This is a genomic window from Streptomyces guryensis (assembly GCF_021261325.1).
Taxonomy (GTDB): Bacteria; Actinomycetota; Actinomycetes; order Streptomycetales; family Streptomycetaceae; genus Streptomyces; species Streptomyces guryensis.
Window position 1 is genome coordinate 78,831 of the sequence record NZ_JAJSBI010000020.1, and the last position, 15,239, is coordinate 94,069.

Below are 15,239 nucleotides of genomic sequence, written 5' to 3' on the forward strand. Positions count from 1 at the left end.
GCCCCCCACGAACCCGCACCCGCCACACAACGAGGTAGGACCGGGCTACTGGGCACAATGGCCCATATGGCCTACACAACCCCGCCCGCGCCCACCGTCGGCTTCGACCTCGACATGACACTCATCGACTCCCGCCCAGGCATCCACGCCTGCTACCTCGCACTGTCCGAGCGAACGGGAACGCACATCGACGCCGATCTCGCCATCACCCGGCTGGGGCCACCCCTCGCGGAGGAGCTGATCAACTGGTTCCCGCAGGAGCAACTGGCGGAGATGGCCGACCTGTACCGGTCGATGTACCCGTCGATCGCCATCGCCGCGACACCCGCGATGGCCGGCGCCCGCGAGGCCGTCGCCGCCGTGCAGGCAGCAGGCGGACGCGCGATCGCCGTAACGGCCAAGTACGAGCCGAACGCCAAGCTGCACCTGGAGCACCTGGGCATCCACCCCGACGAGGTCGTCGGCGACCTGTGGGCCGAGCAGAAGGCGGAGGCGCTGCGCGAGCACGGGGCCGGGATCTACGTCGGAGACCACATCGGCGACGTACGAGGCGCACGCAAGGCCGACGCGCTGTCGGTGGCCGTGGCGACCGGGCCGTGCAGCGCGGACGAACTGAGCGCGGCCGGGGCGGACGTGGTGCTCGCGGACCTCACGGAGTTCCCCGGCTGGCTGGCCCACTACCGCCCGGCGCGCGCCTGACGGCGGCCCGCCGCAACCGACCGCAGTACTCCGGCGCCGGCGATCAGGAAGCCGACTCCCATGAGCATGCTCAGTCCGAACATGTACGTCGGAAACGGCTTCGCGTGGAGGAACAGCGGAGCCACAGTGACGAGTGTGGCCAGGGCACCGAGGAAGAACACGATGGCACCGGCACGGATCAGTCGGTCACCGGGCTCGGCGGAATTCGTTTGGGTTTTGTCACGCACCGGACCAGGGTAGTTCCCTGCGCGAAGGAACAACCCGGCGACGTCTTGTCACCGGCCTGAAGACCATTAGCCTTGGTACCGGCGGGTCCGCGACGACCCGCCCGAGTGCTATCAAGAGCCGTTTCCGAAGCAGTTTTCCGACGAGTACGAGGACGAGGACAGACGTGCCTACCGGCAAGGTCTAGTGGTTGCGCCAGGCACACACTGTTTCTGCCAGTTTCCCAACGAGCCGTCCGGCTCCGACATACCGAGGACGAGGTCACATCCCATGCCGACGGGCAAGGTCAAGTGGTTCAACAGTGAGAAGGGCTTCGGCTTTCTCTCCCGTGACGACGGCGGCGACGTCTTCGTCCATTCCTCGGTCCTCCCCGCCGGAGTCGAGACGCTCAAGCCGGGCCAGCGAGTGGAGTTCGGTGTGGTCGCGGGCCAGCGCGGCGACCAGGCGCTCTCCGTCAGCGTCCTGGACCCGACCCCCTCGGTCGCGGCCGCCACCCGCAAGAAGCCGGACGAACTGGCCTCCATCGTCCAGGACCTGACGACCCTCCTGGAGAACATCACGCCGATGCTGGAGAAGGGCCGCTACCCCGACAAGGCATCCGGCGCGAAGATCGCGGGCCTGCTGCGCGCGGTCGCCGACCAGCTGGACGTATAACCCGCGACAACCCCCGTGACCACTACGGGAATTCGAGCGCATCCGGGCCGAGGGGCGGCACCAGCCCCTCGGCCGCCGCACGAGTGAGCAGTCCGCGTACGGCTGCGTAGCCGTCCGCGCCGAGGTCGGCGGTGAACTCGTTGACGTACAGGCCGATGTGCTGGTCGGCGACGGCCGGGTCCATCTCCTGGGCGTGCTCCATGACGTACGGGCGGGAGACCTCGGGCTCGTCCCAGGCGGCGCGTACCGACGAGCGGATCGACTCGGCGAGCCCCGTCAGCGCCTCCGCCCCCAGCGACCGCTTCGCGATGATTGCACCCAGCGGGATCGGCAGCCCGGTGGTGTCCTCCCAGTGCTCGCCCATGTCCGCGAGCTTGTGCAGGCCGTAGTTCTGGTACGTGAAACGCGCCTCGTGGATGACGAGCCCCGCGTCCACCTTCCCGTCCCGCACGGCGGGCATGATCTCGTGGAACGGCATCACCACGATCTCGCCGACCCCGCCGGGGACGGTGTCCGCCGCCCACAGGCGGAACAGCAGATACGCCGTCGACTTCTCGCTCGGGACGGCGACGGTACGGCCTGTGAGATCTCCGGGCCCACGCGTGAGCACCAGCGGCCCGCAGCCGCGCCCCAGCGCACCCCCGCACGGCAGCAGCGCGTACTCGTCGAGGACGTACGGCAGCACGGCGTACGACACCTTCAGCACGTCGAACTCGCCGCGCTCGGCCATGCCGTTGGTGATGTCGATGTCCGCGAAGGTCACGTCGAGGGCGGGCGCACCGGGGACCCGGCCGTGCGCGAGGGCGTCGAAGACGAAGGTGTCGTTCGGGCAGGGGGAGTACGCGATCTGCAGGGGCTGGGCGGGGTGTACGGCGTGTACGGGCTCACTGGTCATGCTGGTTCCAACTCTCCAGTACGGGCGCGAGCTTCCCGAAGGCCTCCGTCAGGGCCGTGAGGGCGTCGCCGATGCGCCAGGCGGTGCGGTCGCGCGGGCCGACCGGGTTGGAGACCGCGCGTATCTCCAGCACCGGCAGTCCGTGTGCGGCGGCCGCCTCGGCCACCCCGAAGCCCTCCATGGCCTCGGCGAGGGCACGGGGGTGGCGGGCGCGCAGGGCGGCGGCGCGCTCGGCGGTGCCGGTCACGGTGGAGACGGTGAGCACGGCGCCGGGACGGGCCCCGGTCGCGGCCGCGAGGTCTCGTACGAGTGTTTCCGGCGGACGGTGGGTGACGGTCCCGAAGCCGAGTTCCGTCACCGGGACGAAGCCGTCGGGAGTCTCCGCGCCCAGGTCGGCCGCGGTGATCTCGTCGGCGATCACGAGGGAGCCGACGGGGGCCTCCGGCTGGAAACCTCCGGCGATTCCGGCGGAGACGACGAGGTGGTAGGGGGTGCCGTGCAGGGCGGCGGTGGTGAGCGCGGTCGCGGTGGAGGCGGCGGCGAGGGCCGGGCCCACACCGGCGGCGATCACGTCAGCCGCGAAAGGGCCGTCTCCCGCGAACGCCCGCGCCACCGCGTCCCGTTCGACGGGAACCGCGGTGGCCACGAGGACACGTACGGAGGACACGAAAGGCCCGGCCGGCGGGGTCAGTCGCTCTTCTTGAGCTTGAAGGACCACAGGCCGGTGACCGTGCTGCCGCTCTTCTTGCCGTCGCCGGCCTTGATGGAGACCAGGGTGGAGTTGCCCTGGGCGCCGTACTGGGCGTTGAAGAAGACGCTGCCCGGGACCGTGCGGTAGGTCTTGTTGCTGTCCTCGGTCAGGGGCTGACCGTTCATCAGGATCGTCCACCGCTTGTCGGCGATCTTGGGGTCGACGCCGAAGCGGACGGTCTCGTCGGGGTCGACCGAGATGGACTTGATGTTCTTGTCCTTGAGGCACTTCGCCAGGTCCGCGACCTGCAGGGACTTGCCCTCGCCGCCGCAGGTGGCCTCCGAGCTGACGGAGGAGCGGCCGACCGTGATCGTGGACAGCGGCGTCGGCTTGTCGCACGCCGACAGGACGAGCAGTCCGGCGGAAACGGCGCCGGCGGCGGCGACGGCGCGGCGGCGTCGCAATACGGATTGCATCGAGGTCATGGCGGAAGGCTATAGGGCGCGTCCGACGCTCTCTTTACGTGGGGGGCGGCGTGCCCGTGTGTTACGCCACGCGGGGCTTCGCCGCGCCCCCGTGCCGGGCCGAGCCCAGCAGCCCGCGGACGGTGGTGAGCCAGCCCAGGGCGATCACCGCCGCGGCCAGGGTCAGCCCCGCCGGGCCGTTGAGCGGCATCACGATGCCGATCGCACCGCCCAGCACCCAGGCCATCTGCAGCATGGTCTCGGAGCGTGCGAACGCCGAGGGGCGCACCGTCTCGGGCACGTCCCGCTGGATCAGCGCGTCCAGGGCCAGCTTGGCCAGAGCCTGCGAGAACCCGGCGAACGCGGCGAGACACGCCACCAGGAACGCGCCGAAGAAGATCGCGGCCGTGATCGCCACGCCGAGCACGATCGGCAGCACCGTCACGACGATGATCTCCGGAGCCCGCTGCCGCAGCCACGCCCCGACCGCCGTACCGAGCGCGTTGCCCGCGCCCGCCGAGACGGCCACCAGGCCCAGCGACACCGCCGCGCTCTGGCCGGTCAGCGGATGCTCGCGCAGCAGGAAGGCGAGGAAGAAGGTCAGGAACCCTGACAGCCAGCGCAGGGCCGCGTTGGCGCCGAGCGCATGGGTGACGGCGATACCGACGGTTCTGAGGCCCGGCTTCTTGACCGGCCTGATGTGCGGCCCGTGCAGATGCTGCTCGTCCGCCGCGAGCAGCGCCGTGTCCTCACCCTTGGCCGAGTCGACCTTCGGCGCCAGGGTGAAGGACAGGAACATGCCCCAGACGTAGATCACGAACGCGCCGTAGAGCGGCCAGCGCGGACCGATGGCATGCAGCCCCGCCCCGATCGGTGCCGCCACACCGGTGGCGAGGAGGCCGCCGAGCGTGACCCGGGAGTTGGCCTTCACCAGCGAGAACTTGGGCGGCAGCAGCCGGGGCACCACCGCGCTGCGCACCACCCCGTACGCCTTCGACGCGACCAGTACGCCGAGCGCGGCCGGATACAGCTCCAGGCTGCCGCCGGCGACGGCCCCGGCGATGATCAGGGCCAGCAGCGCCCGGGCGAGCATCGAGCCCGCCATGGCGGCGCGGCGGCCGTGCGGGAGCCGGTCGAGGAGCGGGCCGATGACGGGGGCGAGGACCGTGAAGGGTGCCATGGTGATGGCGAGGTAGAGCGCGACACGCCCCCGCGCCTCGTCGGTCGGTACGGAGAAGAAGACGGTGGAGGCGAGAGCGACGGTGACCATGACATCGCCGGCGCCGTTCACCGCGTGCAGCTCGATCAGCTTGCCGAGGCCGGACTCGCCGGCCCCGTGCGCATGCGTGGCCTTCCTGATCCCGCGGGCCGTTCCGGTCACCGGGAAGTGCAGCGCACGGCCGACCGCGCGGACGGACCCGCCGAACCGGCCCGAACCGCCACCACGACTGCTGCCCCTTATCCCACCGGCCCCGGTGGCTCCTTGGGGCGTCCTTGCGGCTGCCACTCCGTCATAGTGCCCCGAGAAACCTGTGTGTAGTGCGGTTACCGCGCGTATGGGCGCGTAGTTCCTCTGCTTTTCCCAGGTGCATGCCAGATAGTTGCCGGGCCCGCGGGGGGAAACCTCCCGTCGGTGTAGGCCGAGCGGTCGGGAGAAGGTAGCGTGCGTAGCGCGTCGTGGCGAACGTTCTCGGCCGCGCGCCTCTCGGACATCCCGCAGAATGGATGTATGAGGTGCGCCCGAGTGCGATCGGGCGCGGACGTCGACGCGGTCCTCCGGTCCGCTCCGTCCGCACCCACCGCCTTCAGGCCGGCGCACCCGAGTGACGGCGTAGGAGAGAAGCGATACCTGTGAGCGCAGCGACAACGCGAAGCCGCACCCCCGACCGCCTGTGTGCCGAGGCCGTCGACCTCGCCCGCGCCGCCGCCGAGGAGGCCGCCGCGCCAGGCGTGGTCGGCGAGCATGCCGGCCTGGAGTCCGAGGGCGACCGCGTTGTCACGCACTTCTTCGAGTGCAAGGAACTCGGGTACCGCGGCTGGCGCTGGGCCGTGACGGTCGCCCGTGCCTCCCGCGCCAAGTTCGTCACGCTCGACGAGGTCGTCCTGCTGCCCGGCCCGGACGCGCTGCTCGCCCCGGAGTGGGTGCCGTGGAGCGAGCGCCTGCGGCCCGGCGACATGGGCCCCGGCGACCTGCTCCCGACGGACGCCGAGGACCTCCGCCTGGAGCCCGGCTACTCCGGCGAGGAGGAGCCCGTGTCCAACTCGGCCGTCTCCGAGGAGATGGCGGAACTCGTGGAGGCGGAGGACGCGGAGGTCACGGCAGGCGTCCCGGCGAGCCTGCCCGTCGTCCCCTCCCGCGGCTCCATCGCCTCGGTCGCCGAGGAACTCGGCATGCGCCGCGCCCGCGTCCTGTCCCGTTACGGCCTGCATGTCGCCGCGGACCGCTGGGAGGAGTCGTACGGCTCGAAGACCCCGATGGCGCAGGCGGCACCCGCGCCCTGCGTGAGCTGCGGCTTCCTGCAGCCGATCGGTGGTTCGCTGGGGCAGGCCTTCGGTGTCTGCGCGAACGAGTTCTCCCCGGCCGACGGCCGTGTGGTCTCCCTGTCCTACGGCTGCGGAGGCCACTCCGAGGCCGCGGTGATGCCCAAGCCGCCCCAGCCGGCCCCACCGGTGATCGACGAGACCCGGGTGGACCCGTTCCCCCTGCGGCCGGCGCCGGACTCCGGGTCCGTACCGGTCGTCTCCGACGAGGACGCGGCGGAGCTGGGGCACTCGTAACCCTGGGGGTACGCGTGCCTGCCGGGGGCTGCCGCCCCCAGACACCCGCTTTCGGCCTGAACGGCCTCGTCCTCGGACGCCGGACGGGCTGAAAAGATCGAAATCAGCCCCTCCGGCGTTCGAGGAGCGGGGATCCGGGGGCCGGCCCCCGGATCGGGACGGGTAGGGGCGGCGGGGGCGTAGAACATCTCGCGGTACCTTCGAGCTCACGCCGATGAGGGCCGATGAGGAGAGCCAACGTGAGCAAGTTCGTGCGGCCCGCACCCGAGGGCGCGGACCCCTTCGGGACCGCCCGCCTCAGGCGAGGCGTACTCGACGCCTGGGCCACCAGCCCCGCCCGGTTCCGCGAGGACGCCAACGCCGAGGAGGACCTCGTCCTCGGCGGCTACCGTGACCGGCTCGTCGTCGAGCTCGCCCAGAACGCCGCCGACGCCGCAGCCAGGGCGAACGCCCCCGGCCGCCTCCGCCTCACCCTCCGCGACGGTGTCCTCGTCGCCGCCAACACCGGCGCCCCCCTGGACGCCACGGGCGTCGAGTCGCTGTCCACCCTCCGCGCCTCCGCCAAACGCGACGCCCACGACACCGCAGTCGGCCGCTTCGGCGTCGGCTTCGCCGCCGTACTCGCCGTCACCGACGAGCCCGCGCTGGTCGGCCGCCACGGCGGCGTCCGCTGGTCCCTCGCCGAGGCTCGGGAGCTGGCCGCCGACACGGCACGGCACAGCCCGGGACTGGGCGATGAAATCCGGCGGCGGGACGGGCATGTCCCGCTCCTGAGGCTCCCCTTCGCCGCCGAGGGCACGGCCCCGGACCCGTACGACACCGCCGTCATCCTCCCCCTGCGCGACACGGCCGCCGCCGACCTCGCCGAACGCCTGCTGCGCGCCGTCGACGACGCCCTGCTCCTCGCGCTCCCGGGCCTGGAGGAGGTCGTCGTCGAGATCAACGGCGACAGCCCCCGCACGATCAGCCGCCGCACCGACGGCTCCTTCACCGTCGTGGACGACTCCCTCGGCGGCACCACCCACTGGCGTACCTCCTCCGCCCACGGCCCCCTCACCCCCGACCTCCTCGCCGACCGCCCCGTGGAGGAACGCCTCCGCCCGCACTGGTCCCTCACCTGGGCCGTGCCCGTCGACGCGACCGACAGCGCCCCCTCCCGCCCCCGCACCAGCCCCGTCCTGCACGCCCCCACCCCCAGCGACGAGCCCCTCGGCGTCCCCGCCCTGCTCATCGCCTCCTTCCCGCTCGACACCACCCGCCGGCACGCGGCCCCCGGCCCCCTCACCGACTTCCTCGTACAGCGCGCGGCGGACGCGTACGCCGAACTCCTCGCCGACTGGCGGCCGGTGAGCGAGGGCATCATCGGCCTGGTCCCCGGTCCACTGGGCAAGGGCGAGCTGGACGGCGCACTGCGGGCGGCCATCCTCGAACGTCTGCCCCGGACCTCGTTCCTCCCGCCCGCCGCCGAACCGGGCGCCGACCCCGACCCCGAACTGCCCGAGTCCCTCCGCCCGCGCGAGGCGGAGATCGTCGAGGGCGCGGGCCAGGACACGGTGCGGGTCCTCGCCGAGGTGCTCCCGACCCTGCTCCCGGCCGGGCTCGAACGGCGCGTGGAGCTACGGACGTTGGGCGTCGCCCGCGTCCCGCTCACCGACGCCGTCGACCGTCTCGCCGGGCTGGAGAAGGAGCCCGGCTGGTGGCAGCGGCTCTACGACAGCCTCGCCGGAGTCGACCCGGACCGCCTCTCCGGGCTGCCCGTGCCGCTCGCCGACGGGCGTACCACGATCGGCCCCCGGCAGGTGCTGCTGCCGACCGCGGATGCCGGCCGTATCGACCCGGAGGTGCTCGCCCGCCTCGGTCTGAAGGTCGCCCACCCGGACGCGGCCCACCCGCTGCTGGAGAAGCTCGGGGCCCTCCCGGCGACACCCCGCGCCGTCCTCACCACCCCCCAGGTGCGGGCCGCCGTGGCCGCCTCCCTCGACGACGAGGGCGGACTGGACTGGGAGCAGGAGGCACCGGACGCAGAGGAACTGGCGGACACCGTTCTCGCGCTGGTGCGGGACGCCGGTCTGGAGCCTGGCGACGAGCCCTGGCTCGGCGCCCTCGCCCTCCCCGACGAGGACGGTGAACTCGCCCCGGCCGGTGAGCTCGTCCTCCCCGGCAGCCCCTTCCACCAGGTCATTCGGGAGGACGAACTCGCCACCGTCGACGCCGAGTTGGCCGACAGGTGGGGCGAACAACCACTGGCCGCCTGCGGCGTCCTCGCCAACTTCGCGCTCGTACGGGCCACCGACGTCGTCCTCGACCCGGACGAACTGGAGCCACGCGAGGGCGACTTCGCCGAGCCCGATGACGCGGGGCTGCTGGACGCCGTCGACGTGTGGAGCGAGGACGTCCTGGACCGTTTCCCGGACACGCCTGTGCCGCCGGTCGCCACCGAACTGGTCGCGGTACGGGACCTGGACCTGGTCGACGACGACCGCTGGCCGCAGGCCCTCGCCCTGCTCGCCCAGCCACCGCTGCGCGACGCCCTCACCCAGCCGGTACGGATCCTGCTCCCCGACGGCACGCATGAGGTCGTACGGCCCTACACGGCCTGGTGGCTGCGCGGACACCCGGTGCTCGACGGCCGCCGCCCGGCCGGCCTGCTGGCCTCAGGCGGCGACCCCCTCCTGCGGGGCCTGTACGACGAGGCCGACGCGACCGGATTCGACGACGAGCAGGTGCTGCGCGCGCTCGGAGTGCGGACGTCCGTGTCGGCCCTGCTCGACGAGCCGGGAGGCGCCGCCGAACTCCTGGACCGCCTCGCCGACCCGGACCGGGTGGTCACCGGCGCCCAACTGCACGCCCTCTACGGCGCGTTGGCCGACCTGGACCCTGAACAGGTGACCCTGCCGGACGAGTTGCGGGCCGTCGTGGACGGGCGGGTCGAGGTCGTGGACGCGGCCGACGCCGTGGTCGTCGACTCCCCGGACCTGCTGCCCTTCACCGAGGGCGTCCCGCTGCTGCCCGTACGGCCGGCCCGGGCCGCCGAACTGGCCGAACTGTTCCAGGTGCGGCGTCTGAGCGAGTCCGTGACGGGAGAAGTCACCTCCGAGGGCACGGAACACGAAGTGCCGGACCCGGTACGGATCCTGCTGGGCGCCCGTACCCCCGCCACGTACGTCGAACACGAGGAACTCGTCGTCGACGACGTGGAACTGGACTGGCGCCTGACCGCCGACGGCACCCTCCACGCGGCCACCCTGGAAGGCGTCGCCGCGGGCCTCGCCTGGGCGGCGGGCCAGTGGCCCCGCCGTTTCGAGGTGGCGGCACTTCTGGAGGACCCGTCGCGGACGGAGGAACTGGCCCGGGACCGCTGGTTCGACTGACGGGCCGGGGCCGGCCGTTTCCCTGATCTTGGTAAGGGTTTCGTAAGTCGCGTCAAAAATCCTTATCTGTCGTACAACTTTCCACAACCGTCACGGATCTGATCCCCTGAGCCAACAGGCTCCACGATCACTTTTCTCCACTTGGGGAACACATGCGCATACGTGCCACTGTGGCCGCCGTCTCCGGCGCCCTGGCCCTTTCCGCCCTCGCTCTGCCGACCGCGCACGCCGCCGACGCCCCGTCGTACAAGACGGAGGCCGCGAAGATCCTCGCCGCGCAGTCCGGCAAGACCGCGTTCAGCAGCGAAGCCGCCGCCGCGGACCTGGGCGTCACCTTCTCCAACCTCAAGATCGCCAAGGCGGTCAAGGTCGGTACCACGAACCACGTCTCCACCACGGTCACCTACACGCTGACCCACGGGGCGAACTACGACATCAACTCCAGCGACTTCGACAGCGGCCCGCTCATCTACAAGGGCACCTCGGTCACAGACGCCCAGAACGTCCTCGGCGGCGAGCTGCCCGCCACCTGCACGGCCACCTCGGCCACCACGGCCAACTGCAAGGGCAACATCGACATCTTCCCGATCAACGAGGGCGGCACCGCCGGTGACCTGCTCAACTCGGACGCGGGCAAGTGGTCGGCCGGCGCGATCGCGCTGCAGTACAGCACCGGGAACCACTCCCTGCAGGGCGGCCTCGGCAGCACCCTCGTCCAGCGCAACTCCAGTCTGACGGTCAACGCCACGCCGGAGCCGGTGAAGAAGGGCAAGACGATCACCGTCGTCGGCAAGCTCTCCCGCGCCAACTGGGAGGACAACAAGTACCACGGCTACAGCACCCAGCCGGTGCAGCTGCAGTTCCGCAAGAAGGGCTCCGGCACCTACACCACGCTGAAGACCATCAAGACGAACACCACGGGTGACCTGAAGACGACGACCACGGCCACGGTCGACGGCTACTACCGCTACTCCTTCGCGGGCACCACGACGACCCCGGCGGTCAACGCCACGGGCGACTTCGTCGACGTGCAGTAAGCAGGCCTAGGCCGGGAAACGGCGGTCGACCCACTTCCACAGCAACTCCAGGGCGACCGCCGCCACCGCCGCGATGCCGACCGCGACCCACGGCATCGTCACGCCGACCAGCTTCAGCGCGAAGAAGTGCTGGAGCTGCGGCACGATCAGCACGAAGAGGAACGCCACGCCCATCGAGGCCACCAGGGCGATCCGCCACCAGGTGTAGGGGCGGGCGACGATCGCCAGGATCCACATGGAGATCAGGAACAGGGTCAGCGTGGCGGCGCTGGTCTCCGCGGCCAACTGGCCCGGCCCGGTGTAGTAGTGACGGGCGATCAGATACATCACGAAGGTGGCCACCGCGGCCACCACCCCGCCCGGGACCGAGTACCGCATCACCCGCCGTACGAAGTGGGGTTTCGCCCGTTCCTTGTTGGGGGCCAGGGCGAGGAAGAAGGCCGGGATGCCGATCGTCAGGGTGGACAGCAGCGTCAGGTGCCTCGGCAGGAACGGGTATTCCACCTGCCAGCACACCACCAGCACCGCCAGCAGCACCGAGTAGACCGTCTTCACCAGGAACAGTGTCGCCACGCGCGTGATGTTGCCGATGACCCGCCGGCCCTCCGCCACGACCGACGGCAGCGTCGCGAAGCTGTTGTTCAGCAGCACGATCTGCGCGACCGCCCGGGTGGCCTCCGAGCCCGAGCCCATGGACACGCCGATGTCGGCGTCCTTGAGGGCCAGTACGTCGTTCACACCGTCGCCGGTCATCGCGACCGTGTGCCCGCGGGACTGCAGGGCGCCCACCATGTCCCTCTTCTGCTGCGGGGTGACCCGCCCGAACACCGTGCCCTTGTCGAGGGACTTCGCCATCTCCTCCTGCTCGGAGGGAAGGCGGCGCGCGTCCACGGTCGTGCCGGTCAGCCCCAGCTTGGCGGCCACCGCGCCGACCGACACGGCGTTGTCGCCGGAGATGACCTTGGCGCGGACGTCCTGGTCGGCGAAGTAGCGCAGGGTGTCGGCCGCGTCGGGACGAAGGCGCTGTTCGAGGACGACGAGCGCCGCGGGCCTGGCCCCCTTCGCGGGCTCGGAATCGTCCAGGTCGCGGCCGGCCCGGGCGAGCAGCAGCACCCGTAGGCCCTGCTCGTTGAGCCGCCCGGTCTCCTTGAGGGCCGGGTCGCCGGCGGCGAGGAGCACGTCGGGTGCCCCCAGCAGCCACGTACTGGACTCGCCGTTGCCCTCGCTGAACGTGGCGCCGCTGTACTTGCGGGCGGAGGAGAAGGGCAGGGACTCGGTGCAGCGCCAGTCCTCGACGTCCGGGTAGGCGTCGATGATCGCCTGGAGGGAGGCGTTGGGGCGCGGGTCGGACTCGCCGAGGGCGCCGAGCACCTTGCGTACGTACGACTCGTCGGCGCCCTGCAGCGGCCTCAGCTCCGTGACGTCCATGCCGCCCTCGGTGAGGGTGCCGGTCTTGTCGAGGCAGACGGTGTCGATACGGGCGAGGCCCTCGATGGCGGGGAGTTCCTGGACCAGGCACTGTTTCCGGCCAAGCCGGATGACGCCTATCGCGAAGGCCACCGAGGTCAGCAGGACCAGCCCCTCCGGGACCATGGGTACTATGCCGCCGACCGTCCGGGCGACGGAGTCCTTGAAGCCGTGCTGCTTGACCACCAGCTGGCTGATCACCAGACCGATCGCGGTCGGGATCATCATCCACGTCACGTACTTGAGGATCGTCGAGATGCCGGTGCGCAGCTCGGAGTGGACGAGGGTGAAGCGTGACGCCTCCTCGGCGAGCTGGGCGGCGTAGGCCTCGCGGCCCACCTTGGTGGCCTTGAAGGCGCCGCCCCCGGCCACCACGAAGCTGCCCGACATGACCTGGTCCCCGGGCTTCTTGACCACCGGGTCGGCCTCGCCGGTGAGCAGCGACTCGTCGATCTCCAGCCCGTCGGCCTCGACGCACACCCCGTCGACCACGGCCTTGTCCCCCGGCCCGATCTCGATCAGGTCGTCCAGCACGATCTCCGAGGTGCTGATCGCGGCGGCCGCCCCGGCCCGGCGCACCATGGGCCGCGACTCCCCGATCACCGCCAGTGAGTCCAGGGTCTTCTTCGCCCGCCACTCCTGGATGATGCCGATGCCGGTGTTGGCGATGATCACGTAGCCGAAGAGGCTGTCCTGGAACGGCGCGACGAACAGCATGATCAGCCAGAGCACACCGATGATCGCGTTGAACCGGGTGAAGACGTTCGCGCGGACGATCTCGCCCATCGACCGGCTGCTGCGCACCGGAACGTCGTTGACCTGCCCCCGCGTGACCCGCTCGGCCACCTCGGCCGCGCTCAGCCCCCGCGCTGCCGCCGCAACGGGTATGGGCACGGGGTGCACAGGGTCGAGCTCCGCGCCCGCGTCGATGTGGGTCATACATTCGACGGTACGTGCGGATTTACGCCTTCACCCGCCGAGTGCCCGGAAGATCCGACCTGGGGAGGAGCCAACTCGTGCGGTGGTTGTACGCGGCGGCTCGGGCCCTGCTGGGGGCTGCCGCCCCCGGACCCCCGCTTCGGCCTGAACGGCCTCGTCCTCAAACGCCGGATGTGCTGGAGCGTGGCGCAGACTCCGCGGCGGCTGCCCGCTTGATGGCCGCGTCCCGCTTCCTGACGAACCAGACTCCGTAGAGCCCGAGCACGCCCCCGGCCAGGCAGGTCCACAGCCACCACAGGTGCCCGTGGTCGTCGAGCCAGCCGTAGAAGGGGAGCTGGACGAGGAAGAGGACGAACCAGAGGATCGTGCCGCCGGTGATGGTGGCGACCACGGGGCCCTCAAGGGGCTCCGGCGCCTCGTGCTGGGGGGTCCACTTCGCCATGTGCACAGCTTACGAGGCGATGGGGTCTACGCGCGGAGATAGCGCCACCGGAGTCATATGTTCATACTGAAACCGTTTGCGCTCGGCGCTGTCTGCTTCTACTCGTAGGAACATCCAATGTCCACCTCGGCCCCCGCCAAGGTCCCCACCCCCGAACAGTCGGGGAAGGCGCCCGCCTCCGGCGCTCTCGACCGCTACTTCAAGATCTCCGAGCGTGGCAGCAGCCTGCCGCGCGAGATCCGCGGCGGTTTCGCCACCTTCTTCGCGATGGCCTACATCATCGTGCTGAACCCGATCATCCTGGGCAGCGCGAAGGACATGTACGGACACCAGCTCGACAACGGTCAGCTGGTCACGGCGACGGCGGTGACGGCGGCGTTCGCCACCCTCCTCATGGGTGTCGTCGGCAACGTGCCGATCGCGCTCGCCGCCGGACTGGGCGTGAACTCGGTCGTCGCGCTCCAGCTGGCTCCCCGGATGTCCTGGCCGGACGCCATGGGCATGGTGGTGCTGGCCGGCTTCATCGTGATGGTGCTCGTCGCCACGGGCCTGCGCGAGCGCGTCATGAACGCCGTGCCCTACAGCCTGCGCAAGGCGATCTCCATCGGTATCGGCCTGTTCATCATGCTGATCGGCCTGGTCGACTCTGGCTTCGTCTCACGGATCCCGGACGTCGCCCAGACCACCGTCCCGCTCCAGCTCGGCACGACCGGCCACCTCAACGGCTGGCCGGTCCTCGTCTTCATCCTGGGCGCGCTGCTCACCCTCGCGCTGATCGTCCGCAAGGTCTCCGGCGCGATCCTGATCTCGATCGTCACGATGACGGTCCTCGCGCTGATCATCGACGCCGTCGCGAAGGTCCCGACCTGGGGCCTGACGACGCCCAAGTGGCCCGGCAACCCGGTCGCCACCCCGGACTTCGGCCTGATCGGAAAGGTCAGCCTGTTCGGCGGCTTCTCCCATGTCGGCGTGCTGACCGGCATCCTCTTCGTCTTCACCGTGCTGCTGTCGTGCTTCTTCGACGCGATGGGCACGATCATGGGCGTCGGCGACGAGGCCAAGCTGACCGACGCCCAGGGCTATATGCCGGGCATCAACAAGGTCCTGTTCGTCGACGGCCTCGCGGTCGCGGCCGGCGGCGCCAGCTCCTCCTCGGCGACCACCGCGTTCGTGGAGTCCACGGCGGGTGTCGGCGAGGGGGCCCGTACCGGCTTCGCGAACGTCGTCACCGGCGGGCTGTTCGCCATCGCCCTGTTCCTGACCCCCGTCGCCACGATGGTCCCGTCCCAGGCGGCCACTCCCGCCCTGCTCGCGGTGGGCTTCCTGATCCTGGCGGGCTCGGTCAAGGAGATCGACTGGGCCGACTACACGATCGCCATCCCCGCCTTCGTGACGATGGTGATGATGCCGTTCACCTACTCGATCACCAACGGCATCGGCATGGGCTTCATCACCTTCGCGGTGCTGCGTCTGGCGGCCGGACGGGGTCGGGACGTCCCGGTGGCGATGTACGTCGTCGCGGCGGTGTTCGGCTTCTACTACCTCATGCCGGCGCTCGGTCTCACGTGACGCCGTCT

At 70.9% G+C, this 15,239-nt stretch carries 13 protein-coding genes; 6 read left to right on the forward strand and 7 right to left on the reverse strand.

Going from position 1 to position 15,239, the window contains the following annotated elements:
• Positions 1-57 precede the first annotated feature (57 nt).
• Positions 58-699: an HAD family hydrolase gene (locus LJ657_RS32490; protein WP_232652476.1), complete on the forward strand. Its 642-nt coding sequence runs from the start codon at positions 58-60 to the stop codon at positions 697-699.
• On the opposite strand, the gene LJ657_RS32495 is transcribed toward LJ657_RS32490, so the two are convergent.
• Positions 678-926, reverse strand: a complete 249-nt coding sequence (locus LJ657_RS32495) for a hypothetical protein (protein ID WP_232652477.1) — start codon at positions 924-926, stop codon at positions 678-680. The two genes, LJ657_RS32490 and LJ657_RS32495, sit on opposite strands and share 22 nt — an antisense overlap.
• A gap of 268 nt (positions 927-1,194) precedes the next feature.
• On the opposite strand from LJ657_RS32495, the gene LJ657_RS48305 reads away from it, so the two are divergent.
• Positions 1,195-1,578 (forward strand): cold-shock protein, encoded by a 384-nt coding sequence (locus LJ657_RS48305; RefSeq protein WP_269787178.1) that lies wholly within the window; start codon positions 1,195-1,197, stop codon positions 1,576-1,578.
• Between the two features lie 22 nt (positions 1,579-1,600).
• Here LJ657_RS48305 and LJ657_RS32505 read toward each other — a convergent pair whose 3' ends face one another.
• The 4 genes from LJ657_RS32505 to LJ657_RS32520 form a co-directional block, all read right to left on the reverse strand.
• Complete coding sequence (locus LJ657_RS32505) at positions 1,601-2,473, reverse strand: 1,4-dihydroxy-6-naphtoate synthase (RefSeq protein WP_232652478.1); 873 nt, start codon at positions 2,471-2,473, stop codon at positions 1,601-1,603.
• Positions 2,463-3,140 carry a futalosine hydrolase gene (locus LJ657_RS32510; protein ID WP_232652479.1) on the reverse strand — a complete coding sequence of 226 codons (678 nt, stop codon included), beginning with the start codon at positions 3,138-3,140 and terminating at the stop codon, positions 2,463-2,465. Before LJ657_RS32510 ends, LJ657_RS32505 begins: the two co-directional genes overlap by 11 nt.
• Before the next feature lie 20 nt (positions 3,141-3,160).
• Positions 3,161-3,649 (reverse strand): DUF2771 domain-containing protein, encoded by a 489-nt coding sequence (locus LJ657_RS32515; RefSeq protein ID WP_232652480.1) that lies wholly within the window; start codon positions 3,647-3,649, stop codon positions 3,161-3,163.
• A 61-nt stretch (positions 3,650-3,710) separates the two neighbouring features.
• A complete protein-coding gene (locus tag LJ657_RS32520) occupies positions 3,711-5,135 on the reverse strand; it encodes an MFS transporter (RefSeq protein WP_232652481.1) in 1,425 nt (474 codons plus the stop codon).
• Positions 5,136-5,479: 344 nt separating this feature from the next.
• On the opposite strand from LJ657_RS32520, the gene LJ657_RS32525 reads away from it, so the two are divergent.
• The 3 genes from LJ657_RS32525 (at position 5,480) to LJ657_RS32535 (ending at position 10,814) form a co-directional block, all read left to right on the forward strand.
• Positions 5,480-6,406, forward strand: a complete 927-nt coding sequence (locus tag LJ657_RS32525; protein WP_232652482.1) for a DUF3027 domain-containing protein — start codon at positions 5,480-5,482, stop codon at positions 6,404-6,406.
• A gap of 239 nt (positions 6,407-6,645) precedes the next feature.
• Positions 6,646-9,777: a sacsin N-terminal ATP-binding-like domain-containing protein gene (locus LJ657_RS32530; protein WP_232652483.1), complete on the forward strand. Its 3,132-nt coding sequence runs from the start codon at positions 6,646-6,648 to the stop codon at positions 9,775-9,777.
• Between the two features lie 152 nt (positions 9,778-9,929).
• Positions 9,930-10,814, forward strand: coding sequence for a hypothetical protein (locus tag LJ657_RS32535; RefSeq protein ID WP_232652484.1), 885 nt, complete (start codon positions 9,930-9,932; stop codon positions 10,812-10,814).
• Between the two features lie 6 nt (positions 10,815-10,820).
• Here LJ657_RS32535 and LJ657_RS32540 read toward each other — a convergent pair whose 3' ends face one another.
• Both LJ657_RS32540 and LJ657_RS32545 read right to left on the reverse strand, forming a co-directional pair.
• Positions 10,821-13,220 (reverse strand): HAD-IC family P-type ATPase, encoded by a 2,400-nt coding sequence (locus LJ657_RS32540; protein WP_232652485.1) that lies wholly within the window; start codon positions 13,218-13,220, stop codon positions 10,821-10,823.
• Between the two features lie 160 nt (positions 13,221-13,380).
• A complete protein-coding gene (locus LJ657_RS32545) occupies positions 13,381-13,662 on the reverse strand; it encodes a DUF2530 domain-containing protein (RefSeq protein WP_232652486.1) in 282 nt (93 codons plus the stop codon).
• 117 nt (positions 13,663-13,779) lie between these two features.
• Here LJ657_RS32545 and LJ657_RS32550 point away from each other — a divergent pair, with 117 nt between their 5' ends.
• On the forward strand, positions 13,780-15,231 hold the full coding sequence (locus LJ657_RS32550; protein ID WP_232652487.1) for an NCS2 family permease: 1,452 nt from the start codon (positions 13,780-13,782) through the stop codon (positions 15,229-15,231).
• Positions 15,232-15,239 lie beyond the last annotated feature (8 nt).

What these genes read in the sequence shown, in the direction of transcription:
- LJ657_RS32490 (WP_232652476.1), top strand. Translation starts at nt 58, where the DNA reads ATGGCCCATATGGCCTACACAACCCCGCCCGCGCCCACCGTCGGCTTC.
- LJ657_RS32535 (WP_232652484.1), top strand. Translation starts at nt 9,930, where the DNA reads ATGCGCATACGTGCCACTGTGGCCGCCGTCTCCGGCGCCCTGGCCCTT.
- LJ657_RS32550 (WP_232652487.1), top strand. Translation starts at nt 13,780, where the DNA reads ATGTCCACCTCGGCCCCCGCCAAGGTCCCCACCCCCGAACAGTCGGGG.
- LJ657_RS32505 (WP_232652478.1), bottom strand. Translation starts at nt 2,473, where the DNA reads ATGACCAGTGAGCCCGTACACGCCGTACACCCCGCCCAGCCCCTGCAG.
- LJ657_RS32545 (WP_232652486.1), bottom strand. Translation starts at nt 13,662, where the DNA reads ATGGCGAAGTGGACCCCCCAGCACGAGGCGCCGGAGCCCCTTGAGGGC.
- LJ657_RS48305 (WP_269787178.1), top strand. Translation starts at nt 1,195, where the DNA reads ATGCCGACGGGCAAGGTCAAGTGGTTCAACAGTGAGAAGGGCTTCGGC.
- LJ657_RS32515 (WP_232652480.1), bottom strand. Translation starts at nt 3,649, where the DNA reads ATGACCTCGATGCAATCCGTATTGCGACGCCGCCGCGCCGTCGCCGCC.
- LJ657_RS32540 (WP_232652485.1), bottom strand. Translation starts at nt 13,220, where the DNA reads ATGACCCACATCGACGCGGGCGCGGAGCTCGACCCTGTGCACCCCGTG.